The sequence below is a fragment of the Achromobacter sp. ISS7 genome (assembly GCF_056523125.1).
Window position 1 is genome coordinate 624,776 of sequence record NZ_JAWRZD010000001.1, and the last position, 24,046, is coordinate 648,821.

Sequence of the window (24,046 nt, forward strand, 5' to 3'; positions counted from 1 at the left end):
GATGGCACGACCCCTACCGCGACAGCGAAGGAGCGCCGTATTGAAGTCCCACGGGTTACTACACCGAAGTCTGTATGCCCTGGCGGGGCTGATCGCGGTCGGCATCTGCGCCGCGGCGGTCGCGCTGCTGTGGATGGACCGGCGCACGACCTGGAACCAGGCCTACGTCTCCGCCCGCAATCTCACCGAAGTGCTGGCCGCCGACATCGGCCGCACCATCCGCGTCTACGACCTGTCGCTGCAAGGCGTCATCGAACGCCTGCACGAACCCGATATCGAGTCGCTGCCGCGCGGCACGCTGCACCGCTTCCTGTTCGACCGCGCCGCGAGCGCCGAATACCTGGGCACCATCCTCATCCTGGATCGCGACGGCAACGTCCGCTACGACTCGCAGAGCACCGAGCCGGTCACGGTCAACTTCGCCGACCGCGATTTCTTCCAGGTCCATCGCGACCATGCCGACGCGGGCATGTACGTCAGCCGTCCCTACCTCAGCCGCCTGCGCGGCGGCGACGAAAGCATCGGCATCAGCCGGCGGCTGTCCAATCCGGACGGCAGCTTCGCCGGCGTCGTCACCGGTTCGTTGCGGCTGGCCTATTTCCGCGACCGCTTCGCGGGGCTGTCGATCGGCCCGCGCGACGCCATCACCATCTTCCGCAACGATGGCGCGGTCCTCGCGCGCACGCCGTATTCGTCCGCCGACGTGGGCGCCGACATCGGGCAGGAGCTGGATTTCCAGCAATTCCTGATCCGCCGCGAGGGCGTCTTCGTCGGCGTGCTGGCGCCCGACGGCGTCGACCGCCTCTACACCTTCGAGAGCGTGCCCGGCACGCCGCTGGTGATCGACGTGGCGATGGCGGTCGACGAAGTCCTCGAACCCTGGGTGCGCCGCGCCATGCTGATCATCCCCATCACGCTGGCGCTGTTCGCCTCGGTGATGGCGCAGATCGTGCTGTACCGGCGCGAAACCCGCCTGCGTCTGGCAGTCGAGAGCCGGCTCGAGAAAGAAGCCCAGACCGACGGCCTGACCGGCATCGCCAACCGCCGCACCTTCGACGAAGCGCTGGCGCGCGAATGGGCCAGCGCCATGCGCGATGGCCAGCCGCTGTCGCTGTTGTTCCTCGATGCCGACCACTTCAAGCGCTACAACGACCGCTACGGTCACCAGGAAGGCGACGAGCTGCTCAAGATCCTGGCGCTCACGATGCGCGGCAAGGCCCGGCGGCCGCGTGACCTGGCGGCGCGCTACGGCGGCGAGGAATTCGTCGCCTTGCTGCCCGACACGACCCGCGAGCGCGCCCGCGTCATCGCCGAAAACATCCGCCAGGCCGTGGCCGGACTGGGGGCGCCGCATGAAGACAACGAAGGCGGTATCGTCACCGTCAGCATCGGCGTGGCCACCTTGCAGCCACGGCCGGGCGACGATGTCGCCGCGCTGGTCGAGGCCGCCGATGCCGCCGTCTACCGCGCCAAGGAGGCCGGCCGCAACCGGGTCATGGTGGCGGATGCGTGACGGCCGCGCGACCGCGCGGATGGACACGGCGTAAAAAAAGGACGGCCCCTTTCGAGGCCGTCCTGGCAAGACCGGGGCGTTGGTGATCAGCCGCCCAGCATCACGGCCTGCAGGCGGGTCTGCGCCTGTTGCACCTTCTGCGCCTGGGCGGTCAGGTCCTGCAGCAGCTTGTTCAGCTCGGCCAGCACCGTCGGATCCTGCACCTTCGGCATCGGGCCGGACAGGTCGATCTGCGCCTTGTGCGCTTCCACGTATTCGGCCACCTTCAGGCTGCTGTCCAGCGTGCCGCTGATCTGCGGCAGCACTTCGCGGAACGTGTCGGCCGGCACCGTGACGGTCTTGGCGTAGGCTTTGTCGTAGACCACTTTCAGGTCATCGGGCTGCTTGAGCTGCGCGCGCGCGGCGTCCGCCTTGGCCTGTTCCTTGGTCAGGGCCTCGCCCATGTCCTTGAGCGCGGTCTGGACGGTCTTGATGTCGTCGCGGCGCGCGATCACGTCGTTCAGCGAGCGCACGGCGCCCTTCTGCATCAGGTTGCCCATCGGCTTCACGGACGCGTCCATGGCGGCGTTGAAATCGGTGATCACGGCGTACTGCGCGGCGTAGTCGCCGAACGACTTCTTCTCTTCTTCCGTCAGCTTCGGCACGCGCACGCCGGGCTTGTCGACGATGCGGGTCTGCAGGAACTGCGTGAACGCGGCGCGCTGTTCGGGCTCTTTGCTGCCGCAGGCGGCCAGCACCAGCGGCAAGGCCAGGGCCAGCAGCAGGAACGGACGGAATAGGGTTTTCATTGCGTGATTCTCCGGAAAACATGGGAAATGGCACGGCCCCTCAACCCCGGGGCCTGCCAGCCGGTGGCGAGCTTATCGGGTCGTCATCCCGGTCGCCACCGGTTTCAAACTTGATTGCAATCGAATCGCGGCGATACAAAATTCACACACATTGACGTGAAAGTTTGCGCTGCAACTGGTAGGTGGCGAGAGAGCAGGGGGCGGCCCGCGCCCAAAGAAGAAAAGCCGCTGTCGCGGCTTTCCGGCATCACGGATAGTGCGTCACCGGCCCGAAGGCCGGCAAGGCGTCGAGCCTCAAACTAGGATGATGTCGTACTTTTCCTGCGAGTACGTGCTCTCGACTTCCAGCGACACCCGCTTGCCGACGAAGTCGCCCAGCATCGCCAGATGCTGGCTTTCCTCTTCCAGGAACAGATCGACCACGTCCTGCGACGCCAGGATGCGGAATTCCTTGGGATTGAACTGGCGCGCCTCGCGCAGGATCTCGCGCAGGATCTCGTAGCAGACCGTGCGCGGCGTGCGCACGTTGCCGCGCGACTCGCACATGGGGCAGGGCTCGCACAGCTGGTGCGCGAGCGAATCGCGGGTGCGCTTGCGCGTCATCTCCACCAGGCCCAGCTGGGTGAAACCGTTGACCGTCATGCGGGTGCGGTCACGCGCCAGTGCCTTCTTCAGTTCGGCCAGCACGGTCTCGCGGTGCTCCTGTTCCTCCATGTCGATGAAGTCCAGGATCACAATGCCGCCCAGGTTGCGCAGCCGCAACTGGCGCGCGATGGCCTGGGCCGCCTCCAGGTTGGTCTTGAAGATGGTGTCGTCGAAATTGCGCCCGCCGACGAAGCCGCCGGTGTTGACGTCGACCGTGGTCAGCGCCTCGGTCTGGTCGATGATCAGGTAGCCGCCCGACTTCAGGTCGACGCGGCGCGACAGCGCCCGGGCGATCTCCTCGTCGACATTGGCCGTATCGAACAGGGGGCGCTCGCCGCTGTAGTGCTGGATGCGGTCGACCACGGACGGCGTATAGACGCGGGCCCACTCCAGCATCGCCGCCGTCGTGGTGCGCGAGTCGACCAGGATGCTGCCGGTCGACGGTCCCACCATGTCGCGCAGCACCCGCTGCGCCAGCGTCAGGTCCTGGTGCAGCAGCGCCGGGGCCGGCTGGGTGCGGGCGGCGGCCTGCACGCTGGTCCACAGCTTGCGCAGGTATTCCAGGTCGGCGGCCAGTTCCTCGTCATTGGCGCCCTCGGCCTGGGTGCGCACGATGAAGCCGCCTTTCTCTTCGCTCGGCATCAGCGCCTGCAGCCGCTCGCGCAACTGGGTGCGCTCGGACTCCGAGTCGATCTTCTGCGAAATCCCGATGTGCGGATCATGCGGCAGGTAGACCAGCATGCGGCCGGCCATGCTGATCTGCGTCGACAGCCGCGCGCCCTTGGTGCCCAGGGGGTCCTTGACCACCTGGACCATGATGGTCTGCCCCTCGAACAGCAGCTTCTCGATCGGCGTGGGCGTCAGGCCCTGGCTGCGCTCCCCGCGGTTCTCGCGCAGATCCGCGATATGGATGAAGGCGGCGCGCTCCAGGCCAATGTCGATGAAGGCGCTCTGCATCCCCGGCAGCACCCGGACCACCCGCCCCAGATAGATATTGCCGACGTGTCCCCGCTGGATGCTGCGCTCGACGTGCAGCTCCTGCACCGATCCCTGCTCCACCAGCGCGACGCGGGTCTCGAAGGGCGTGACGTTGATCAGGATATCTTCGCTCAACGCGATGGTTGGGGGCATGGGGGCATCTTCTCCAAGGTAAGGGCTGTGCGGCGCAAGGCGAATAGTAAACGTACCGGCGCGCCGGGCAAGCGGCGCGGCGCCCTCCTGGCGAGACGACCTATCTATATAGATATGGGCAGCTGGACAGCCCTATATGGATAGAGACGACCGCGCCAACGGCATGCGGGCACACAATGCTCTATCTATATAGAGAGACGCCGCGTTGGGCAAGTGCGGGGGCAGGGCAGGGACGGCCCGCGGATGCCTGCGCGCGGGCGGCGTGCGAAATTCATCAGTCTTTTTGCGTCCGGCGTGTGACAGCCGAAAATTCTGTGCTATAGTCTCGCTCCTTCGCAGTTCAAGCAGTTTTGAGCGGCGAGGCCAGGCAAGTGCAACGGATTCGACACTTCGGTGATGAATCTGCCGCAAGGCAGCAAGGCGGTGAGTCAGTAATGATTCTTTCGAACCGGCAGTCAGCGAATTTTGCAAAAGGTGGTGCAAATCAGGCAGAAGCCAGTTGCATAACCTGCAAAAATTGTGCTATAGTCTTGGGCTTGGCTGGTGACGGCAAATCAGGGTTTACCCGGTAGGGTGGTCTGAAAGGCGTTGCAAGCCAACTGGGCGGTAACCAACCTCTGGAGCGATCCGGGGCTGCTGTAAAAGTGAGGTGATTCACCGGCGCGGCGGGGTTGCAAGATAAGATGCAAATTAGGCAAAAGCCGGTTGCATAATCTGCAAAAGTTGTGTTATAGTTTCAGGCTTGGCAGTTACCGAAAACTTAGGGTTAACCCTGATATTTCGATAGCTGCTAAAGAGAAAGCCGGGTGCGAGCCTGGTGAGACCTGAAGAGGTCGTAGGCAAGACAGCGAAGTGAATCAAACGACGCTGACTTGACAAACGATAAAAACTTCTTCATAATCTCGTTTCTCTGCTGCTGACACAGCGAACGACGCGAAAGCGAAATCGCCGAAGAAAGCAGAAGATGCAGTAAGTAGTGCAGAATTTAGCAGTACCGCTCTTTAACAATTAAACAACCGATAAGTGTGGGCGCTTGATGCGAGTGCACAGTGACTGGGTTTTAAACCCCGGCCACAAGCACAATGAAATCAAGTGCTCACTAGAAGTGAAGTACCTTAGACGTCAAGTTTAAGAACATACCTCACTTCCTTTGAGTAGCGACGTATGACTCAGTTCTTCGGAACTAAGAAATACGAAACAAATACAGAGATTAAACTGAAGAGTTTGATCCTGGCTCAGATTGAACGCTAGCGGGATGCCTTACACATGCAAGTCGAACGGCAGCACGGACTTCGGTCTGGTGGCGAGTGGCGAACGGGTGAGTAATGTATCGGAACGTGCCCAGTAGCGGGGGATAACTACGCGAAAGCGTAGCTAATACCGCATACGCCCTACGGGGGAAAGCAGGGGATCGCAAGACCTTGCACTATTGGAGCGGCCGATATCGGATTAGCTAGTTGGTGGGGTAACGGCTCACCAAGGCGACGATCCGTAGCTGGTTTGAGAGGACGACCAGCCACACTGGGACTGAGACACGGCCCAGACTCCTACGGGAGGCAGCAGTGGGGAATTTTGGACAATGGGGGAAACCCTGATCCAGCCATCCCGCGTGTGCGATGAAGGCCTTCGGGTTGTAAAGCACTTTTGGCAGGAAAGAAACGTCATGGGTTAATACCCCGTGAAACTGACGGTACCTGCAGAATAAGCACCGGCTAACTACGTGCCAGCAGCCGCGGTAATACGTAGGGTGCAAGCGTTAATCGGAATTACTGGGCGTAAAGCGTGCGCAGGCGGTTCGGAAAGAAAGATGTGAAATCCCAGAGCTTAACTTTGGAACTGCATTTTTAACTACCGAGCTAGAGTGTGTCAGAGGGAGGTGGAATTCCGCGTGTAGCAGTGAAATGCGTAGATATGCGGAGGAACACCGATGGCGAAGGCAGCCTCCTGGGATAACACTGACGCTCATGCACGAAAGCGTGGGGAGCAAACAGGATTAGATACCCTGGTAGTCCACGCCCTAAACGATGTCAACTAGCTGTTGGGGCCTTCGGGCCTTGGTAGCGCAGCTAACGCGTGAAGTTGACCGCCTGGGGAGTACGGTCGCAAGATTAAAACTCAAAGGAATTGACGGGGACCCGCACAAGCGGTGGATGATGTGGATTAATTCGATGCAACGCGAAAAACCTTACCTACCCTTGACATGTCTGGAATGCCGAAGAGATTTGGCAGTGCTCGCAAGAGAACCGGAACACAGGTGCTGCATGGCTGTCGTCAGCTCGTGTCGTGAGATGTTGGGTTAAGTCCCGCAACGAGCGCAACCCTTGTCATTAGTTGCTACGAAAGGGCACTCTAATGAGACTGCCGGTGACAAACCGGAGGAAGGTGGGGATGACGTCAAGTCCTCATGGCCCTTATGGGTAGGGCTTCACACGTCATACAATGGTCGGGACAGAGGGTCGCCAACCCGCGAGGGGGAGCCAATCCCAGAAACCCGATCGTAGTCCGGATCGCAGTCTGCAACTCGACTGCGTGAAGTCGGAATCGCTAGTAATCGCGGATCAGCATGTCGCGGTGAATACGTTCCCGGGTCTTGTACACACCGCCCGTCACACCATGGGAGTGGGTTTTACCAGAAGTAGTTAGCCTAACCGCAAGGGGGGCGATTACCACGGTAGGATTCATGACTGGGGTGAAGTCGTAACAAGGTAGCCGTATCGGAAGGTGCGGCTGGATCACCTCCTTTCAGAGCTTAGTGCTCGTGTTAAGCGTCCACTCTTATCGGTTGTTTGATATATAGCTGGGATCGGTTGTGGGCTTGGGTAGAGGGATTCCTCCCTGTGTCCATGACTCCTGACTACTGATCCGAGAAGGTTTTGGGTCTGTAGCTCAGTCGGTTAGAGCACCGTCTTGATAAGGCGGGGGTCGTTGGTTCGAATCCAACCAGACCCACCAAGTATTCTGCGAAGCAGAGTATGGGGGTGTAGCTCAGCTGGGAGAGCGCCTGCTTTGCAAGCAGGATGTCATCGGTTCGATCCCGTTCACCTCCACCACTACCTGGTGCGGTCGTAGAGGCTAACTCATAACACTGCGAGCAGTGCTATGAGTTAGGTTTTACCTAACAGCTATATTCGTTCTTTAACAATCTGGAAGAAGCACAACGAAATGTACTTATCAAGTACTCGACGCAAGTCGATGAAGATAAGTACGGGTTGTGATTGCATTAATTTTGTTCCAAGTTCTCAAGACTGGGGTGAATAACCTCAGACTGCTTTGAAACTTATGAACGGCACAAACGCTAATACTCAGGTCCTATAGCCTACAGCGTTATAGGATCAAGCGACTAAGTGCATATGGTGGATGCCTTGGCGATCACAGGCGATGAAGGACGTAGTAGCCTGCGAAAAGCTGCGGGGAGCTGGCAAACAAGCTTTGATCCGCAGATATCCGAATGGGGAAACCCACTCCGTAAGGAGTATCCCTGACTGAATACATAGGTCAGTGGAAGCGAACCGGGTGAACTGAAACATCTCAGTAGCTCGAGGAAAAGAAATCAACCGAGATTCCGAAAGTAGTGGCGAGCGAAATCGGAAGAGCCTTTACGTTTTAGCATGCAAGATAGTCGAACGGAATGGAAAGTCCGGCCGTAGCAGGTGATAGCCCTGTAGACGAAATTTTGTGTGTGGAACTAAGCGTAAGAAAAGTAGGGCGGGACACGTGAAATCCTGTTTGAAGATGGGGGGACCATCCTCCAAGGCTAAATACTCGTGATCGACCGATAGTGAACCAGTACCGTGAGGGAAAGGCGAAAAGAACCCCGGAAGGGGAGTGAAATAGATCCTGAAACCGTATGCATACAAACAGTAGGAGCCTCCTTGTGGGGTGACTGCGTACCTTTTGTATAATGGGTCAGCGACTTACATTCAGTGGCAAGGTTAACCGAATAGGGAAGCCGTAGCGAAAGCGAGTCCGAATAGGGCGATTCAGTCGCTGGGTGTAGACCCGAAACCAGATGATCTATCCATGGCCAGGTTGAAGGCACGGTAACACGTGCTGGAGGACCGAACCCACTAATGTTGAAAAATTAGGGGATGAGCTGTGGATAGGGGTGAAAGGCTAAACAAATCTGGAAATAGCTGGTTCTCTCCGAAAACTATTTAGGTAGTGCCTCAAGTATTACTGCGGGGGGTAGAGCACTGTTATAGCTAGGGGGTCATGGCGACTTACCAAACTATGGCAAACTCCGAATACCCGCAAGTACAGCTTGGGAGACAGAGCACCGGGTGCTAACGTCCGGACTCAAGAGGGAAACAACCCAGACCGCCAGCTAAGGTCCCGAATTATCGCTAAGTGGGAAACGAAGTGGGAAGGCATAGACAGTCAGGAGGTTGGCTTAGAAGCAGCCATCCTTTAAAGAAAGCGTAATAGCTCACTGATCGAGTCGTCCTGCGCGGAAGATGTAACGGGGCTAAGCGATAAACCGAAGCTGCGGGTGTGCACTTTGTGCACGCGGTAGGAGAGCGTTCTGTAAGCCTGCGAAGGTGGCTTGTAAAGGCTGCTGGAGGTATCAGAAGTGCGAATGCTGACATGAGTAGCGATAAAGGGGGTGAAAAGCCCCCTCGCCGTAAGTCCAAGGTTTCCTGCGCAACGTTCATCGGCGCAGGGTGAGTCGGCCCCTAAGGCGAGGCAGAGATGCGTAGCTGATGGGAAGCTGGTTAATATTCCAGCACCGTCGTACAGTGCGATGGGGGGACGGATCGCGGAAGATCATCAGGGTGTTGGATGTCCCTGTTGACGTATCGAAGATGGCGCTTAGGCAAATCCGGGCGCGTAAATCAAGGGTACGGCACGAGCGAGCATTGCTTGCGAAGTGATTGGAAGTGGTTCCAAGAAAAGCCTCTAAGCTTCAGCTGTACGAGACCGTACCGCAAACCGACACAGGTGGACGGGATGAATATTCCAAGGCGCTTGAGAGAACTCAGGAGAAGGAACTCGGCAAATTGATACCGTAACTTCGGGAGAAGGTATACCCCGGTAGTGTGAAGCGCCTGCGCGCTTAGCATGATGGGGTCGCAGAGAATCGGTGGCTGCGACTGTTTATTAAAAACACAGCACTCTGCAAAGACGAAAGTCGACGTATAGGGTGTGACGCCTGCCCGGTGCCGGAAGGTTAAGTGATGGGGTGCAAGCTCTTGATCGAAGCCCCGGTAAACGGCGGCCGTAACTATAACGGTCCTAAGGTAGCGAAATTCCTTGTCGGGTAAGTTCCGACCTGCACGAATGGCGTAACGATGGCCACACTGTCTCCTCCTGAGACTCAGCGAAGTTGAAGTGTTTGTGATGATGCAATCTACCCGCGGCTAGACGGAAAGACCCCATGAACCTTTACTGTAGCTTTGCATTGGACTGTGAACCGGCCTGTGTAGGATAGGTGGGAGGCTTTGAAGCGTGGTCGCTAGATCACGTGGAGCCATCCTTGAAATACCACCCTGGTTTGTTTGCGGTTCTAACCTTGGTCCGTTATCCGGATCGGGGACAGTGCATGGTGGGCAGTTTGACTGGGGCGGTCTCCTCCCAAAGTGTAACGGAGGAGTTCGAAGGTACGCTAGGTACGGTCGGAAATCGTGCTGATAGTGCAATGGCATAAGCGTGCTTGACTGTGAGACTGACAAGTCGAACAGGTGCGAAAGCAGGACATAGTGATCCGGTGGTTCTGAATGGAAGGGCCATCGCTCAACGGATAAAAGGTACTCTGGGGATAACAGGCTGATACCGCCCAAGAGTTCATATCGACGGCGGTGTTTGGCACCTCGATGTCGGCTCATCTCATCCTGGGGCTGTAGCCGGTCCCAAGGGTATGGCTGTTCGCCATTTAAAGAGGTACGTGAGCTGGGTTTAAAACGTCGTGAGACAGTTTGGTCCCTATCTGCCGTGGGCGTTGGATACTTGACGGAGCCTGCTCCTAGTACGAGAGGACCGGAGTGGACGTACCTCTGGTGTACCGGTTGTCATGCCAATGGCATTGCCGGGTAGCTAAGTACGGAAGAGATAACCGCTGAAGGCATCTAAGCGGGAAACTCGTCTGAAGATTAGGTATCCCGGGGACTTGATCCCCCTAAAGAGTCGTTCGAGACCAGGACGTTGATAGGTCGGGTGTGGAAGCGCAGTAATGCGTTAAGCTAACCGATACTAATTGCTCGTGAGGCTTGATCCTATAACACTGATGGTTATGACCTGGTGGTATAGCGTTCCAAGTGTCGTTCAATACAAAATCTGGCTGCCCCGTCAGCAGCCAGCCAACACCAATTACACCCACTGTGCGGGATCATCGAGCTAGTCTCTGATCCCCCACACGTTGCGCTTCTTCCAAGATTGGAGCGGTTGTCCCCCAAAGACAATCTCTCAACCAGTTACGCCTGACGACCATAGCAAGGTGGTACCACTCCTTCCCATCCCGAACAGGACAGTGAAACGCCTTTGCGCCGATGATAGTGGACGGACGTCTGTGAAAGTAGGTCATCGTCAGGCTTTTATTCCGCAAAACCCCATAGGCTCTCGCCTGTGGGGTTTTGTCTTTTGTGCGTGCAGGTTCGAGGCCGCGCTGCGAATCCCAAAAAAGAACCCCCCGTGCGGCTGACGCCGCACGGGGGGTTTTGCGTTGGGCTGCTGACAGGCGTCGATGCCTATGCTTGCTGGCGCCAGGCCAATAGATCCAGCCACATGACATCCCCGCAATGCGGAAGTGGATGCCGCTGGAGGCCGGCTTCAGCCCAGCGGCGCCGTCCCGGTATAGTCCTGGCGATCGATGCCGTGGCGCTGCAGCTTGTCGTAGAAGGTCTTGCGCGGGATGCCCAGCGCTTCCAGGGTCGCGCGGACGTCGCCCTGGTGGGCGGCGAGCGCTTCGCGGATGAGCTGGGCCTCGAAACGCTCCATCTTTTCCGGCAGGGTGCCGGTGCTGGCTACGGGTTCGGAGGCCGTGGCGGTAGGTGCGTTGAGCACGCCCAGGACGAAGCGTTCGGCGAAGTGTGCGAGTTCCCGCACATTGCCGGGCCAGTCATGCGTCAACAGGTGGCGCTTGATGTCCGCGGGCATGTCGGGGATGTCGCGCTGGAAGCGGCGCGAGGCGTGGCCCAGGTAGTGGGCCAGCAGCAGCGGGATGTCTTCGCGGCGTTCGCGCAGCGGCGGAATGCGGATGGTGACCACATTCAGGCGGTAGAACAGGTCTTCGCGGAATTTGGCGCGGATGGCCGGGCTGCCCAGGTCTTCCTTGGTGGCCGCGACGACGCGCAGGTCCAGGCTGCGGACTTCGTTGCTGCCCAGTGGAGTGATCTGGCGCGATTCGAGCACGCGCAGCAGCTTGACCTGCACCGCCAGCGGCATGCTCTCGATTTCGTCCAGGAACAGGGTGCCGCCGCTGGCGTGCTCGATGCGGCCGATGCGCCGTTTCTGCGCGCCGGTGAAGGCGCCGGCCTCGTGGCCGAACAGCTCGCTTTCGATCACGCTTTCCGGCAGCGCCCCACAGTTGATCGCGACCAGCGCGCGATGGCGCCGGCGGCTCAGGCGGTGCAGGGCGGTGGCGACCACTTCCTTGCCGGTGCCGGTCTCGCCTTCCACCAGCACGTCGACGTCGGCGTCGGCGATGTGGCGCAGCGTCTGCTTGATGCGCTGCATGGCCGGGGCGGTGCCGATGAAGGGCACCTCGTCGGCTTCGACCACGAACGCGGCCTCGCGCAGGCGGCGGTTCTCCAGCACCAGGTGACGCTTCTCGGCGGCATGGGTGATGGCGGTGACCAGGCGATCGGGCGGATAGGGCTTGGCCAGGAAATCATAGGCCCCGTCGCGCATGCATTGCACCGCCATGGCGATGTCGCCATGGCCGGTGATGAGGATGACGGGGATCTCCGGATCGATGGCCCGCAGACGCTGGAACAGTTGCAGTCCGTCGATGTCGGGCATGCGGATATCGGTGACCACCACGCCGTCGAAATCGCGATTGATCGTGGCGAGCGCGCCGCGCGCGCTGGCGTGGGCTTCGACCGCCATGCCGTGCAGCTTGAGCGTCTGCACGTTGGCGCGGCGCAGTTCCTCGTCGTCGTCGATGAAGGCGACGCGGGGCACGGCCGGCCGGGCGCGGGGATCTTCCAGCAAGGCGGCTCCGGGCATGGCGCCTGGCGGCGCGGGCTGGGAGTGGTCGGTGTCAGGTACGCGGGTCATGGATCGAAGGCGGCGACTTGCGCAGCGTCAGGGTGAACATCGCGCCGCGGCCGGGGCCGTGGGGCGCGGGAAAGATGGCGTCGCCGGGATGGGCGGCGCGCAGGTCGCCGCCGAATTCGGCGACGATGTCGCGTGAAATCACCAGGCCCAGCCCCAGGCCTTCGGCCTTGGTGGTGTGGAACGGCGTGAACAGGCGGGCGCTGGCTTCGGGCGACAGGCCGGGACCATTGTCGTTGACGAACAATTGCACCGAGGCGCCCATGTCCTGCAGCGCGATGATGATGCGGCCGTCGGCCTGGCCTTCGAGCGCATCCATGCCGTTCTGCAGCAGGTTCACCAGCACCTGCTCGAGGCGGATACGGTTGGCCTGCACCAGGTAGTCCTGTTCCACCGGCGGGCGTTGCAGCACCACGCGCTGGCGCCGGGCGCGGGGGCCGACCAGCAACAGCGCGCCGTCCAGCGCTTCCTTCAGGCTGGTGGGACCGACCGAGGCGCCCGCCTTGCGCGAGAAAGCGCGCAGCTCGCCGGTGATATGGCCGATGCGGTCGGTGAGCGAGGCGATGGTGCCCAGGTTTTCCTCGACGGAGGCCGGATCCTGGCGGCGCAGGAATTCAGCGGCGTTGTCGGCATAGGCGCGGATCGCCGCCACCGGCTGGTTGATTTCGTGCGCGACGCCGGCGGCGACCTGGCCCAGCAGCGCCAGCTTGCTCGCCTGTACCAGCTCGTCCTGCATGGTGTGCAGGCGCGCCTCGGTGCGCTGGCGTTCGTCCATCTGCGCCAGCAGTTGCTGGTTGACCTCGCGCAGTTGCGCGGTGCGCTCTTCGACCTGGGCGGCCAGCTGCTGCCGCACCGCCATCTGCTGGGCGGCGCCTTCGCGGCTGCGATGGCGGCGGTAGAGCAGGATGCCGATGACGGCGGACAGCACGCCCTGCGCCAACAGCGCGCCCAATTGCGCGTTGGCGGTGGCGCGGTTCAGCGCCGATTGCACGGGCGACAGCAGGTGCAGCGTCCAGCCCGGCGATTCGACGATGGGCAGGGTGGTGTGCAGCAGCGGCGCGCCGGCCGGGATCTGCGGCAGGGCGTCGCCGGATCTCAGCAGCTGGCCGCCGCTGACGGTTCTCGGGGTGGGCTGCAACGGCAGCGGCTGGAACATGGCGTCGCCGAACTGCAGGCTGGTGCGCAGGGTCTGCGCCAGGTCGGGCGCCAGTGGCTTGAGCACGCGGAAGCGCCAGTCGGGCACGCTGCCCAGCAGCACCACGCCATGCTCATCGGTGACGAAGATGGGCGCGTTCGACTGGCGCCAGTCGGCTTCCAGGTCGCGGAAATCGACCTTCAGCACCACGACGCCCAGCATCACGCCGTTGGTGTCGTCGACCCGTCGCGACAGGTACAGGCCGGCTTCGTGGCTGATGGTGCCCAGCGCGAAATGCTCGGCCGACCCGTGCGCCACGGCGCCGCGGAAGTACGGCCGGAACTGGTAGTCGACGCCGACGAAGGTGGCGGGTTCGCGCCAGTTGCTGGCGGCGATGGCGTAGCCGGTCTGGTCCAGGACGTAGATGGCCGAGGCGCCCACGCCGCGGCTCAGGGTGTCGAGTTTTTCGTCGAGCGATTCGATTTGCGCCGCCGTGGGATTCTGCAGCGTGGCGCGCAGGTCGACATCGCGGGTCAGGACGAAGGGCAGCGCGCGGAATTTATCCAGGTTGTTGCGCAGCAGGGCGGCGTTGATCTGGCCGGCGCTGCGAGCCTGCAGATAGGCTTCCTTGAGGGCGCCGTCGCGCGCCCATTCGCTGGCGGCATGCAGGATGCCGAACACCACCGCCACGGCCGCCAGGATCAGCACGGCCCACGGCCATGCCGGACGGCGCCGGGACGCGGCGGCATCCGCTTGGGCAGGCGCCGGCGCGGGCGCCGCCTGGGAGGAAGGGCGAGTGGGCATGATGTTGTGCGGTTTTTCGCACATTCTAGCCGAGTTCTGTGTGATATTCCGCCATTCTTTTCGGTGGCATCCAGGGCTCACCTGAAAAATCGTCGCTGAATCAAGGGCTTGAATCCAGGGAAACATCGGCCGCTGGTTGGCACGGCATTTGCATATAGCTGGGCAAGCCCGGCGATATTGCTCACCGGGTGAAATCGGCCTGCGGAGATACGCAAGGCTTTAAAAGAGATAACGCCCCGATACCCGCTGCGCATCGTCGCATGGAGCATGGGGCCCCTGGTGGGGACAAATCCCGATGATCGAAGTAGATCAAAGCGCGCCCGCGCGCAAGCTCAAGTTCTATCAAATCCTGTACGTGCAGGTGCTTTTCGCGATTGTGATCGGCATTCTGCTGGGCTATTTCAAGCCCGACCTCGGCCAGGCCATGCAACCCCTGGGTGACGGCTTCATCAAGCTGGTGAAGATGATCATCGCCCCGGTGATCTTCCTGACGGTGGCGACCGGTATCGCGGCCATGAGCGACCTGAAGAAGGTCGGTCGCGTGGCGGGCAAGGCCATGCTGTACTTCCTGGTGTTCTCGACCCTGGCCCTGATCGTGGGCATGGTGGTGAGCCACATCGTGCAGCCGGGCGCCGGCATGCACATCAATCCGGCCACGCTGGACCAGAAGGCGGTGTCGGGCTATGTCGCCAAGGCGCATGACTCGACCATCACCGGCTTCCTGCTGAACGTCATCCCCACCACGATCTTCAGTCCGTTCGTCGGCGGCGACATCCTGCAGGTGCTGTTCGTGGCCGTGCTGTTCGGCATCGCGCTGGCGCAGGTCGGCGAGCGCGGCAAGCCGGTGCTGGACTTCCTGACGGCGCTGGCCCAGCCCATCTTCAAGCTGGTCGCCATCCTGATGAAGGCCGCGCCCATCGGCGCCTTCGGCGCCATGGCCTTCACCATCGGCAAGTACGGCATCAAGTCGATCATCAACCTGGCGATGCTGGTGGGCACGTTCTACGCCACCGCGGTGCTGTTCGTGGTGGTGGTGCTGGGCCTGGTGGCGCGCTACAACGGCTTCTCGATCCTGAAGCTGGTGCGCTACATCCGCGAAGAACTGCTGCTGGTGCTGGGCACGAGCTCGTCGGAAGCGGCGCTGCCGACGCTGATGCAGAAGATGGAACGCGCCGGCTGCTCGAAGTCGGTCGTCGGCCTGGTGGTGCCCACCGGCTATTCGTTCAACCTGGACGGCACCAACATCTACATGACGATGGCGGCGCTGTTCATCGCCCAGGCCTGCGACATTCCGCTGTCGCTGGGCGACCAGATCCTGCTGTTGCTGGTGGCGATGCTGAGCTCCAAGGGCGCCGCGGGCGTGACGGGCGCCGGCTTCATCACGCTGGCCGCGACGCTGTCGGTGGTGCCGACGGTGCCGGTGGCCGGCATGGCGCTGATCCTGGGCGTGGACCGCTTCATGTCCGAATGCCGCGCGCTGACCAACCTGGTCGGCAACGCCACCGCCGCCGTCGTCGTGGCGCGCTGGGAAGGCGAACTGGACAAGGACCAGCTGCATGCCGCGCTGGAAGGCGAGGCGCCGGCCGCGCAGCCGCAGGCGATGGCTCGGGTGTCGACCTCGCAGAGCTGATCGCGATAATCCGATCGCAACGAAAAGCCCCCGGCCGCAAGGCACGGGGGCTTTTTCATGGGATCGCGCGGAATCAGGGAATCGCGATGCCCGCGGCCCGCAACAGGTTGGCGGTCTCGAACAGCGGCAGGCCCATGACGCCGGTGTAGCTGCCATCGATGTTCGCGACGAAGGTGCCGGCCAGGCCCTGGATGCCATAGGCGCCGGCCTTGCCGTAAGGCTCGCCGCTGTCGCAGTAGCGCGCGATTTCGTCGAGTTCGAGCGGACGCATCCGCACGTGGGTGATCGAGACCGCTTCCAGCAGGCGGTCGCCCGTCCACAGCGCGACGGCGGTGTGCACCTGGTGCGTCTGGCCCGACAGCGCCTGCAGGATGCGGATGGCATCGTCGCGATCGGCGGGCTTGCCCAGCACCTGGCCGTCGAGGATCACGGTGGTGTCGGCGGCCAGCAGCGGCAGGGCGGGCAGGGCTTGCGCGCGCAACCAGTCGCGGCCGCGCTCGGCCTTGTCGCGCGCAGTGCGCTGGACGTAGTCGGCGGCGCTTTCGCCGGGGTGTTGCGGTTCGTCTTCGCCGGGCGGCGCGGGCACGCGCAGCACTTCGTGCGCCAGGCCGATCTGCGTCAGCAGTTCGCGCCGGCGGGGGCTGGCGGAGGCGAGGTAGAGGCGTGCGGGAGAGGAGGCGTCAGTCATGGGAGGCGGCGCGTGGCGGGCGCGCCAGGCTGGCGCCGGGCGTCATGCCTCAGGCGCGGTGATAGGGATGGTTGGTCATGATGGCCCAGGCGCGGTAGAGCTGTTCGGCCAGCACCACGCGCACCATGGGGTGCGGCAGCGTCAGCGACGACAGCCGCAACTGGCCGCTGCACGAGGCCTTGAGGTCGGCATCCAGGCCGTCCGGGCCGCCGACCAGGAAAGCGACGTCCTGGCCGCCCGCGCGCCATTGTTCGAGCTTCTGCGACAACGCCATGGTGGTGAGGTCGCGGCCGCGCTCGTCCAGCGCCAGGCGCAGCGCGCCGGCCGGCAGGGCGGCCTCGATGCGCTTGGCCTCGGCGGCCATCATCTGGGCCGGCGTCTTGCCGGTAGTGCGGGGTTCGGGCTTGATCTCGCGCAGTTCGAGTGCGCAGTCGGGCGGCAGGCGCTTGGCGTAGTCGTCCCAGGCGGTCTGCACCCAGTCCGGCATGCGCGTGCCCACGGCGGCGACGATCAGCTTCACGACGCGCCTTAGTCGTCGGTGCTGTCGTAGGCGCTGTCGCTGGCGATCGGCGCGACCCGGGTCGATTCGGGCAGCAGTTTGACGCGCACCGGCTTGCCGCCCCAGATCTCTTCCAGGTTGTAGTACTGGCGGATGGCGGGCTGCATGATGTGGACCACGACATCGCCCAGGTCGACGACGACCCATTCGCCGGTGTCTTCGCCTTCGATCGTGATGCCGGAGAGGTCGAGCGCGCGGCCGCGGTCGGCCACGCTGGCGGCCAGCGCCCGCGTCTGGCGGTTGGAGGTGGCGCTTGCAATCACGACGCGATCGAACAGGCTGGTCAGATGCGTGGTGTTGAAGACCTTGATGTCTTGCGCCTTGACGTCTTCGAGGGCGTCGATGACGGCGCGTTGGAGTTTCTGAATATCCATAGCTGCAAATATAACCCGCTCACGGACGGCGGGTGCCGGTTCCGTGGCGCTGCGCGCCCGGGCGGGATGGGTTTATCGGTAAAGATGGTGCGCCGCAATATAGGCGGCGACGGAAGGGGCCAGCAGGCCGTCGGTGGATTCGCCCCGCGCCAGGCGCTCGCGGATCTGCGAGGCCGACACCGGCATCGGGGCAAACGGCAATTCTTCCAGCTGGCGTCCCTGGACGCGCAGCCAGTCCGCCAGTTCGGCGGGCGGCGCCAGCGGCGTGCCGGGCCGCGTCGCCACCGCCAGGTCGACCAGGCTGGCGATCTCGCGCCAGGACTGCCAGGTGCAGAAATTGGCCAGCTGGTCGGCGCCGAGCAGCCAGACGTAGCGGACATCCGCGGGCAGGGCGCGCAGGGTGTCGATGGTGTAGGTGGCGCCGCCGCGCTCGAGTTCGATCGGATTGACGACCAGGCCGTCGTGGCCGGCGATGGCCAGTTCCAGCATGGCGCGGCGCTGGTCCTCGGTGGCGTTCAGGGCCGCGCGCTGCCACGGGTTGGCCGCCGGGATCAGTTGCACCTGGGCCAGGCCGAGCGCGCGCAAGGCGTTGTCGGCCAGCGCGACATGCGCGACGTGGACGGGGTCGAAACTGCCGCCCAGGAGCCCGATACGCTTCACGCCCAGTCCCGCGGCGTCAGGTAGGCGGCCAATTCGGCTTCGGGCGTGCCCGCTTGTGGATGCCAGTCGTAGCGCCATTGCGCCAGTGGCGGCATGGACAGCAGGATCGACTCGGTGCGGCCGCCGGATTGCAGGCCGAACAGCGTGCCGCGGTCGAACACCAGGTTGAATTCGACATAGCGGCCGCGGCGATAGGCCTGGAAGTCGCGTTCGCGTTCGCCGTAGGGCGTGCCGCGGCGGCGTTCGACGATCGGCAGATAGCTGTCGAGGAAGGCGTCGCCGACCGAGCGCGTCAGCGCGAACGAGGCGTCGAAGCCGGGGGCGTTCAGGTCGTCGAAGAAGATGCCGCCGATGCCGCGGGTTTCGTTGCGGTGCTTGAGGAAGAAATACTCGTCGCACCAGCGCTTGTAGCGCGGGTAGTAGTCGGCGCCGTGGCCGGCCAGGGCGTCGCGGCACACCGTGTGGAAGTGGCGCGCGTCTTCCTCGAAGGGGTAGTAGGGCGTCAGGTCGATGCCGCCGCCGAACCAGAACACGTCGGCTTCGTCATGGCCGGGGCGGGCCGCGGCGACGAACATGCGCACGTTCATGTGCGTGGTGGGCACATACGGATTGCGCGGGTGCAGCACCATCGACACGCCCATGGCTTCCCAGGAGCGGCCGGCAAGCTCGGGCCGGTGCGCGCTGGCCGACGGCGGCAGCTTCGAGCCGCGGACGTGGCTGAACAGCACGCCGGCGCGCTCGAACAGCTGGCCGCCTTCGAGCAGGCGCGACAGGCCGCCGCCGCCTTCGGGCCGGACCCATTCGTCGCTGCGGAAGGGGCCGCCTTCGGCGGCCTCCAGCGCGGCGACGATGCGGGACTGCAGGCCGGTGAGGTAGCCGCGGACGTCGGCGACGGGCAAGGCGTTCATCGGCGTTTCCGGCTACGCGTTCGACTTGGGCTTCTGCTGCGACGGCTTGAGCGCGCGCCAGCCGATATCGCTGCGGTACTGGCGGCCGTCGAAGTGGATGCCGTCGATGGCTTCGTAGACGCGGTCGCGCGCCATTTTGACCGAGTCGCCCAGCGCGGTGACGCACAGCACGCGGCCGCCGGTGGTCTGGGTTTCCTCGCCTTCCAGGCGGGTGGCCGCGTGGAACACCATGCAATCGTCGGCGTCGGCGGGCAGGCCGCGGATGACGTCGCCGGTGCGCGGGGTGTTGGGGTAGTTGTGCGACGCCAGCACCACGCCCAGGGCGGTGCGGCGGTCCCAGGTGATGTCGGCCTGGTCCAGCGTGCCTTCGACGGCGTGCTCGAGCGCGTCCAGCAGGTCGCTCTTGACGCGCATCATGATCGGCTGGGTTTCCGGGTCGCCCATGCGGCAGTTGAATTCCAGTGTCTTGATGTCGCGGTCGGGATCATCGCCGGGGGCGATCATCAGGCCGGCATACAGGAAGCCGGTGTAGGGAATGCCGTCGCGCGTCATGCCCTGCACGGTCGGCAGGATGATTTCGCGCATGATGCGGTGGTGCAGTTCGGGCGTGACGATGGGGGCGGGCGAGTAGGCGCCCATGCCGCCGGTGTTCGGACCCTGGTCGCCGTCCTGCAGGCGCTTGTGGTCCTGGCTGGTGGCCAGGGCCAGCACGTTGCGGCCGTCGCACATGACGATGAAGCTGGCTTCCTCGCCCACCAGGCATTCCTCGATGACGACGCGCGCGCCGGCTTCGCCCATGGAGCCGTCGCCCAGCATGGCGTCGACGGCGGCATGCGCCTCTTCGAGCGTGGCGGCGACCACCACGCCCTTGCCCGCGGCCAGGCCGTCGGCCTTGATCACGATGGGGGCGCCTTCCTGGTCGATATAGGCGTGGGCGGCGGCGGGATCGGTGAAGGTCTCGTAGCGCGCGGTCGGGATGTTGTGCCGGACCATGAAGGCCTTGGCGTAGTCCTTGGAGCTTTCCAGCTGCGCGGCGGCCTTGGTCGGCCCGAAGATCTTCAGGCCGCGGGCGCGGAAGACGTCGACCACGCCGGCGGCCAGCGGCGCCTCGGGGCCGACGACGGTCAGGGCGATGCCTTCGCGCTGGACGAAATCAGCCAATTCCTCGGCATTGGTGAGCGCGATGTTTTCCATCTGCTCGGCCCGTTGCGTGCCACCGTTGCCCGGCGCCACGTACACCTTGTGCACGCGCGGGGAGCGGGCCAGTCGCCAGGCGAGGGCATGTTCGCGGCCGCCCGAGCCAATTACCAGGAGTTTCATTGTTGCGTGATTCTTAAGGTTGCCAGTCGAGTGTCGCGAGACAACTTACTGCGCTTCGTCGAAAATGACGGTGGTATAGACTTCCTGCACGTCGTCCAGGCCTTCCAGGGCGTCGAGCAGCTTCTGCATCTTGATGGCGTCTTCGCCGGCCAGTTCGGTTTCGTTCAGGGCCTTCATGACGATGCCGTCGACTTCGGCCTTCAGGCCGGCGTCGTCGAACGCCTTGCGCACGGCGGCGTAGTCGGTCGGGGCGCAGATGACTTCGATCACGCCTTCCTCGTCGGTGGCGACGTCTTCGGCGCCGGCCTCGAGGGCGGCTTCCATGACCTGGTCTTCCGGCGTGCCGGGGGCGAACACGAATTGGCCGCAGTGCTTGAACATGAAGGCCACCGAGCCTTCCTGGCCCAGGTTGCCGCCGTTCTTGGCGAAGGCGTGGCGCACTTCGGCCACGGTGCGGGTGCGGTTGTCCGTCATGCAGTCGACGATGACCGCCGCGCCGCCGATGCCGTAGCCCTCGTAGCGCACTTCTTCGTACGCTTCGCCGTCCGCGCCGCCCGCGCCGCGCTGGATGGCGCGCTGGATGTTGTCCTTGGGCATGTTGGCGTCGGTGGCCTTGTCCCAGGCCATGCGCAAGCGCGGGTTGCTGTCCGGGTCGGGGCCGCCGGCGCGCGCCGCCACGGTGATTTCACGAATGATCTTGGTCCAGAGCTTTCCGCGTTTGGCGTCTTGGCGGCCTTTGCGGTGCTGAATATTGGCCCATTTGCTGTGTCCGGCCATGGCTTCCCAGGATAAATTGTCTGCAAAAACGGCATTTTACCGTGCCGGCGGCCTGCGCGCCCGGGAGTCGGCCGCCTGTGTCCATATTGCCACGCGCACAAGCGCCACCGCAGGCTCTACACTTGGGCATCTGAGTCATTCCGGTCCGGAGAGCAGCCCATGCCCAACCCCATCGTCATCGCCAAGAATGCGCAGACCGAGTTGGCGCTGCTGCCAGCCCTGGCCAACCGCCACGGCTGCATCACCGGCGCCACCGGCACCGGCAAGACCGTCACCCTGCAGGTCCTGGCCGAGTCCTTTTCCCGCCTCGGCACGCCGGTCTTCATGGCCGACGTCAAGGGCGACCTGACCGGCATCTCGCAGGCGGGGGTGGCCAGCCCCAAGCTGCAGGAGCGGCTCAAGAACCTGGGCCTGGACGAACCGGCCTGGGGCGCCAGCCCGGTGGCCTTGTGGGACGTGTTCGGCGAGCAGGGCACGCCGGTGCGCGCCACCATCACCGACATGGGGCCGCTGCTGCTGGCGCGCATCCTCGAACTGAACGACACCCAGGAAGGCGTGCTGACGCTGGTGTTCAAGGTGGCGGACGACGAAGGCCAGCTGCTGCTGGACCTGAAAGACCTGCGCGCCATGCTGCAGAACGTCGCCGACCGCGCCGCCGAGCTCAAGACCCGCTACGGCAATGTGTCCGCCGCCAGCGTCGGCGCGATCCAGCGCGGCCTGCTGGCGCTGGAGTCGCAGGGCGCCGAGAAATTCTTCGGCGAGCCGATGCTGGACGTGGCCGACCTGATGCGCACCGACGCCCAGGGCCACGGCATCGTCAACGTGCTGGCCGCCGACAAGCTGATGCAGGCGCCGCGGCTGTACGCCATCTTCCTGCTGTGGCTGCTGGCCGACCTGTACGAGAAACTGCCGGAAGTGGGCGACGTCGACCAGCCCAAGCTGGTGTTCTTCTTCGACGAGGCGCACCTGCTGTTCAACGACGCGCCGCCGGCGCTGCTGACCAAGATCGAGCAGGTGGTGCGCCTGGTGCGTTCCAAGGGCGTGGGCGTCTATTTCGTGACGCAGAACCCGCTGGACATTCCGGACACCGTGCTGGGCCAGCTGGGCAACCGGGTGCAGCACGCGTTGCGCGCCTTCACGCCGCGCGACCAGAAGGCCGTCAAGACCGCGGCCCAGACCATGCGGCCCAATCCTGGGCTGGACATCGAAGCGGCCATTACCGAATTGGGCGTGGGCGAGGCGCTGGTGTCGCTGCTGGACGCCAAGGGCCGGCCGATGCCGACCGAGCGCGCCTGGATCGTGCCGCCCGGCAGCCGCATCGGCCCGGCCACCGACGCCGAGCGCCAGGCCTTGCGCCAGGGCAGCCCCATGTCCGCCAAATATGACAAGGCCATCGACCGCGAATCCGCCTACGAAGTGCTGGCCGGACGCGCCGCCGCGCCGGCCGACCAGGCGCCCGGGAGGGCCGCGCCGACGCCGACGGCGGGCGGCGCCCCAGCCGAGGCGCAGGGCGGCGGCCTGATGGACAGCCTGAACGATGTGCTGTTCGGCTCCACCGGTCCGCGTGGCGGCAAGCGCGACGGCGTGGTGCAGACTTTCGCCAAGAGCACGGCGCGTTCGATCGCGACGCAACTGGCGCGCGGCATTCTCGGATCGCTCCTGGGGTCCAAGACGCGCCGTTGAATTCTGTATTCCATCTCCGGAACAAACCGAACCCCGGCGCTGTAACGTCGGGTAGTACGTTGTTTGTAACTTGGGGTATTGCGTTACCGCCATTTATGCCTATGATTCTGGGCGGTGCAATCCAGGATTACAAAGGAAACGGTGGTGGCAAAAAAACACAAGATTGCGGTGGTCCCAGGGGACGGAATCGGCAAGGAAGTCGTTCCGGAAGGCCTGAAAGTGCTGGACGCCGTGGCGTCGCGCTTCGGCATTGATTTCCAGTGGGACCACTTCGACTGGAGCTGCGATTATTACGCCAAGCACGGCAAAATGATGCCGGACGATTGGCAGCGGCAGATCGGCCAGCATGAAGCGATTTTCTTCGGCGCCATCGGCTGGCCCGCCACGGTGCCCGACCACGAGGCGCTGTGGGGCTCGCTGTTCAAGTTCCGCCGCGAATTCGACCAATACATCAATCTGCGCCCGGTGCGCCTGATGCCCGGCGTGCCTTCGCCGCTGGCCGGCCGCCAGCCCGGCGAGATCGATTTCTTCATCGTGCGTGAAAACACCGAGGGTGAATATTCCAACAGCGGCGGCGTCCTGTTCGGCGGCACCGAGCGCGAGGTGGTCATCCAGGAAAGCGTATTTACCCGCATCGGCGCCGAGCGCGTGCTGAAATTCGCCTTCGAGCTGGCGCGCAAGCGCGGCAAGCACCTGACGGCGGCGACCAAGTCCAACGGCATTTCGATTTCGATGCCCTGGTGGGACCAGCGCGTGGCGGAAATGGCCGGGAACTATCCGGATGTCCGCTGGGACAAATATCACATCGATATCCTCTGCGCGCATTTCGTGCAGCATCCTGACTGGTTCGACGTGGTCGTGGCTTCCAACCTTTTCGGCGATATCCTTTCCGATCTCGGCCCCGCCTGCACGGGGACGATCGGCATCGCGCCGTCGGCCAACCTGAACCCCGAGCGCAAATTCCCGTCCCTGTTCGAGCCCGTGCATGGTTCCGCACCCGATATCTATGGCAAAGGCATCGCCAATCCGATCGGCCAGATCTGGAGCGGCGCGCTGATGCTCGACTTCCTGGGTTATGACGACGCCTCGGCGGCCGTGGTCCGCGCCATTGAAACGGTGCTGGCCGATGGCCCGCGCACGCGCGACATGAAGGGCACCGCGTCCACCGCCGAAGTAGGCGACGCCATTGCGTCGCTGATCGTGGCGAGCTAGCGCGATGCCTT

Annotated in this window: 15 protein-coding genes, 2 tRNA genes and 3 rRNA genes; 9 read left to right on the forward strand and 11 right to left on the reverse strand. The window is 63.4% G+C overall.

What is annotated here, in order from left to right:
• Window positions 1-40: 40 nt before the first annotated feature.
• Entirely contained in the window at window positions 41-1,513 is a 1,473-nt protein-coding gene (locus tag AC1HFW_RS02835; RefSeq protein WP_479281708.1) for a GGDEF domain-containing protein, read from the forward strand.
• 86 nt (window positions 1,514-1,599) lie between these two features.
• Here AC1HFW_RS02835 and AC1HFW_RS02840 read toward each other — a convergent pair whose 3' ends face one another.
• Both AC1HFW_RS02840 and rng read right to left on the reverse strand, forming a co-directional pair.
• Window positions 1,600-2,301, reverse strand: coding sequence for a DUF3053 domain-containing protein (locus AC1HFW_RS02840; RefSeq protein WP_006393907.1), 702 nt, complete (start codon window positions 2,299-2,301; stop codon window positions 1,600-1,602).
• 294 nt (window positions 2,302-2,595) lie between these two features.
• A complete protein-coding gene (gene rng / locus AC1HFW_RS02845; RefSeq protein ID WP_241068565.1) occupies window positions 2,596-4,059 on the reverse strand; it encodes a ribonuclease G in 1,464 nt (487 codons plus the stop codon).
• A gap of 1,230 nt (window positions 4,060-5,289) precedes the next feature.
• Between rng and AC1HFW_RS02850 the strand changes: the two genes are divergently transcribed.
• The 5 genes from AC1HFW_RS02850 to rrf all read left to right on the forward strand — a co-directional run bounded on the left by AC1HFW_RS02850 (window position 5,290) and on the right by rrf (window position 10,602).
• Window positions 5,290-6,820: ribosomal RNA gene (locus AC1HFW_RS02850) — 16S ribosomal RNA — on the forward strand.
• A gap of 132 nt (window positions 6,821-6,952) precedes the next feature.
• Window positions 6,953-7,029, forward strand: a tRNA-Ile gene (locus AC1HFW_RS02855).
• A gap of 22 nt (window positions 7,030-7,051) precedes the next feature.
• Window positions 7,052-7,127, forward strand: a tRNA-Ala gene (locus AC1HFW_RS02860).
• A 280-nt stretch (window positions 7,128-7,407) separates the two neighbouring features.
• A 23S ribosomal RNA gene (locus tag AC1HFW_RS02865) occupies window positions 7,408-10,288 on the forward strand.
• A 201-nt stretch (window positions 10,289-10,489) separates the two neighbouring features.
• A 5S ribosomal RNA gene (gene rrf, locus AC1HFW_RS02870) occupies window positions 10,490-10,602 on the forward strand.
• Together the 16S, 23S and 5S rRNA genes with 2 tRNA genes alongside form the textbook arrangement of a ribosomal RNA operon.
• A 237-nt stretch (window positions 10,603-10,839) precedes the next feature.
• On the opposite strand, the gene AC1HFW_RS02875 is transcribed toward rrf, so the two are convergent.
• The gene (locus tag AC1HFW_RS02875) at window positions 10,840-12,237 is read right to left on the reverse strand and encodes a sigma-54-dependent transcriptional regulator (RefSeq protein ID WP_479286451.1); all 1,398 of its coding nucleotides are present in this window, start codon (window positions 12,235-12,237) and stop codon (window positions 10,840-10,842) included.
• A 34-nt stretch (window positions 12,238-12,271) separates the two neighbouring features.
• Window positions 12,272-14,224, reverse strand: coding sequence for a sensor histidine kinase (locus AC1HFW_RS02880; RefSeq protein ID WP_479281710.1), 1,953 nt, complete (start codon window positions 14,222-14,224; stop codon window positions 12,272-12,274).
• A 295-nt stretch (window positions 14,225-14,519) separates the two neighbouring features.
• Between AC1HFW_RS02880 and AC1HFW_RS02885 the strand changes: the two genes are divergently transcribed.
• Window positions 14,520-15,854 carry a dicarboxylate/amino acid:cation symporter gene (locus AC1HFW_RS02885; protein WP_061071906.1) on the forward strand — a complete coding sequence of 445 codons (1,335 nt, stop codon included), beginning with the start codon at window positions 14,520-14,522 and terminating at the stop codon, window positions 15,852-15,854.
• 73 nt (window positions 15,855-15,927) lie between these two features.
• Here the strand turns inward: AC1HFW_RS02885 and AC1HFW_RS02890 are convergent, their stop codons facing one another.
• The 7 genes from AC1HFW_RS02890 to AC1HFW_RS02920 all read right to left on the reverse strand — a co-directional run bounded on the left by AC1HFW_RS02890 (window position 15,928) and on the right by AC1HFW_RS02920 (window position 21,140).
• Window positions 15,928-16,542 (reverse strand): Maf family protein, encoded by a 615-nt coding sequence (locus AC1HFW_RS02890; RefSeq protein ID WP_241067878.1) that lies wholly within the window; start codon window positions 16,540-16,542, stop codon window positions 15,928-15,930.
• 49 nt (window positions 16,543-16,591) lie between these two features.
• The gene (gene rlmH, locus AC1HFW_RS02895; RefSeq protein ID WP_006387790.1) at window positions 16,592-17,062 is read right to left on the reverse strand and encodes a 23S rRNA (pseudouridine(1915)-N(3))-methyltransferase RlmH; all 471 of its coding nucleotides are present in this window, start codon (window positions 17,060-17,062) and stop codon (window positions 16,592-16,594) included.
• A gap of 8 nt (window positions 17,063-17,070) precedes the next feature.
• A complete protein-coding gene (rsfS, locus tag AC1HFW_RS02900; RefSeq protein ID WP_006393913.1) occupies window positions 17,071-17,475 on the reverse strand; it encodes a ribosome silencing factor in 405 nt (134 codons plus the stop codon).
• A gap of 72 nt (window positions 17,476-17,547) precedes the next feature.
• A complete protein-coding gene (gene nadD / locus AC1HFW_RS02905) occupies window positions 17,548-18,135 on the reverse strand; it encodes a nicotinate (nicotinamide) nucleotide adenylyltransferase (protein ID WP_116521359.1) in 588 nt (195 codons plus the stop codon).
• Complete coding sequence (hemF, locus tag AC1HFW_RS02910) at window positions 18,132-19,043, reverse strand: oxygen-dependent coproporphyrinogen oxidase (protein WP_479281713.1); 912 nt, start codon at window positions 19,041-19,043, stop codon at window positions 18,132-18,134. Before hemF ends, nadD begins: the two co-directional genes overlap by 4 nt.
• Window positions 19,044-19,055: 12 nt before the next feature.
• Window positions 19,056-20,363 carry a phosphoribosylamine--glycine ligase gene (gene purD, locus AC1HFW_RS02915; protein ID WP_006393916.1) on the reverse strand — a complete coding sequence of 436 codons (1,308 nt, stop codon included), beginning with the start codon at window positions 20,361-20,363 and terminating at the stop codon, window positions 19,056-19,058.
• A 45-nt stretch (window positions 20,364-20,408) separates the two neighbouring features.
• A complete protein-coding gene (locus AC1HFW_RS02920; protein ID WP_006393917.1) occupies window positions 20,409-21,140 on the reverse strand; it encodes a YebC/PmpR family DNA-binding transcriptional regulator in 732 nt (243 codons plus the stop codon).
• A 159-nt stretch (window positions 21,141-21,299) separates the two neighbouring features.
• On the opposite strand from AC1HFW_RS02920, the gene AC1HFW_RS02925 reads away from it, so the two are divergent.
• The gene (locus AC1HFW_RS02925) at window positions 21,300-22,823 is read left to right on the forward strand and encodes a helicase HerA-like C-terminal domain-containing protein (RefSeq protein WP_006393918.1); all 1,524 of its coding nucleotides are present in this window, start codon (window positions 21,300-21,302) and stop codon (window positions 22,821-22,823) included.
• 144 nt (window positions 22,824-22,967) lie between these two features.
• Window positions 22,968-24,035 carry a tartrate dehydrogenase gene (locus tag AC1HFW_RS02930; protein ID WP_479281716.1) on the forward strand — a complete coding sequence of 356 codons (1,068 nt, stop codon included), beginning with the start codon at window positions 22,968-22,970 and terminating at the stop codon, window positions 24,033-24,035.
• The last annotated feature ends 11 nt before the right edge of the window (window positions 24,036-24,046 follow it).

What these genes read in the sequence shown, in the direction of transcription:
- AC1HFW_RS02840 (WP_006393907.1), bottom strand. Translation starts at nt 2,301, where the DNA reads ATGAAAACCCTATTCCGTCCGTTCCTGCTGCTGGCCCTGGCCTTGCCG.
- AC1HFW_RS02875 (WP_479286451.1), bottom strand. Translation starts at nt 12,237, where the DNA reads ATGCCCGGAGCCGCCTTGCTGGAAGATCCCCGCGCCCGGCCGGCCGTG.
- AC1HFW_RS02880 (WP_479281710.1), bottom strand. Translation starts at nt 14,224, where the DNA reads ATGCCCACTCGCCCTTCCTCCCAGGCGGCGCCCGCGCCGGCGCCTGCC.
- AC1HFW_RS02885 (WP_061071906.1), top strand. Translation starts at nt 14,520, where the DNA reads ATGATCGAAGTAGATCAAAGCGCGCCCGCGCGCAAGCTCAAGTTCTAT.
- AC1HFW_RS02890 (WP_241067878.1), bottom strand. Translation starts at nt 16,542, where the DNA reads ATGACTGACGCCTCCTCTCCCGCACGCCTCTACCTCGCCTCCGCCAGC.
- rsfS (WP_006393913.1), bottom strand. Translation starts at nt 17,475, where the DNA reads ATGGATATTCAGAAACTCCAACGCGCCGTCATCGACGCCCTCGAAGAC.
- hemF (WP_479281713.1), bottom strand. Translation starts at nt 19,043, where the DNA reads ATGAACGCCTTGCCCGTCGCCGACGTCCGCGGCTACCTCACCGGCCTG.
- purD (WP_006393916.1), bottom strand. Translation starts at nt 20,363, where the DNA reads ATGAAACTCCTGGTAATTGGCTCGGGCGGCCGCGAACATGCCCTCGCC.
- AC1HFW_RS02920 (WP_006393917.1), bottom strand. Translation starts at nt 21,140, where the DNA reads ATGGCCGGACACAGCAAATGGGCCAATATTCAGCACCGCAAAGGCCGC.
- AC1HFW_RS02925 (WP_006393918.1), top strand. Translation starts at nt 21,300, where the DNA reads ATGCCCAACCCCATCGTCATCGCCAAGAATGCGCAGACCGAGTTGGCG.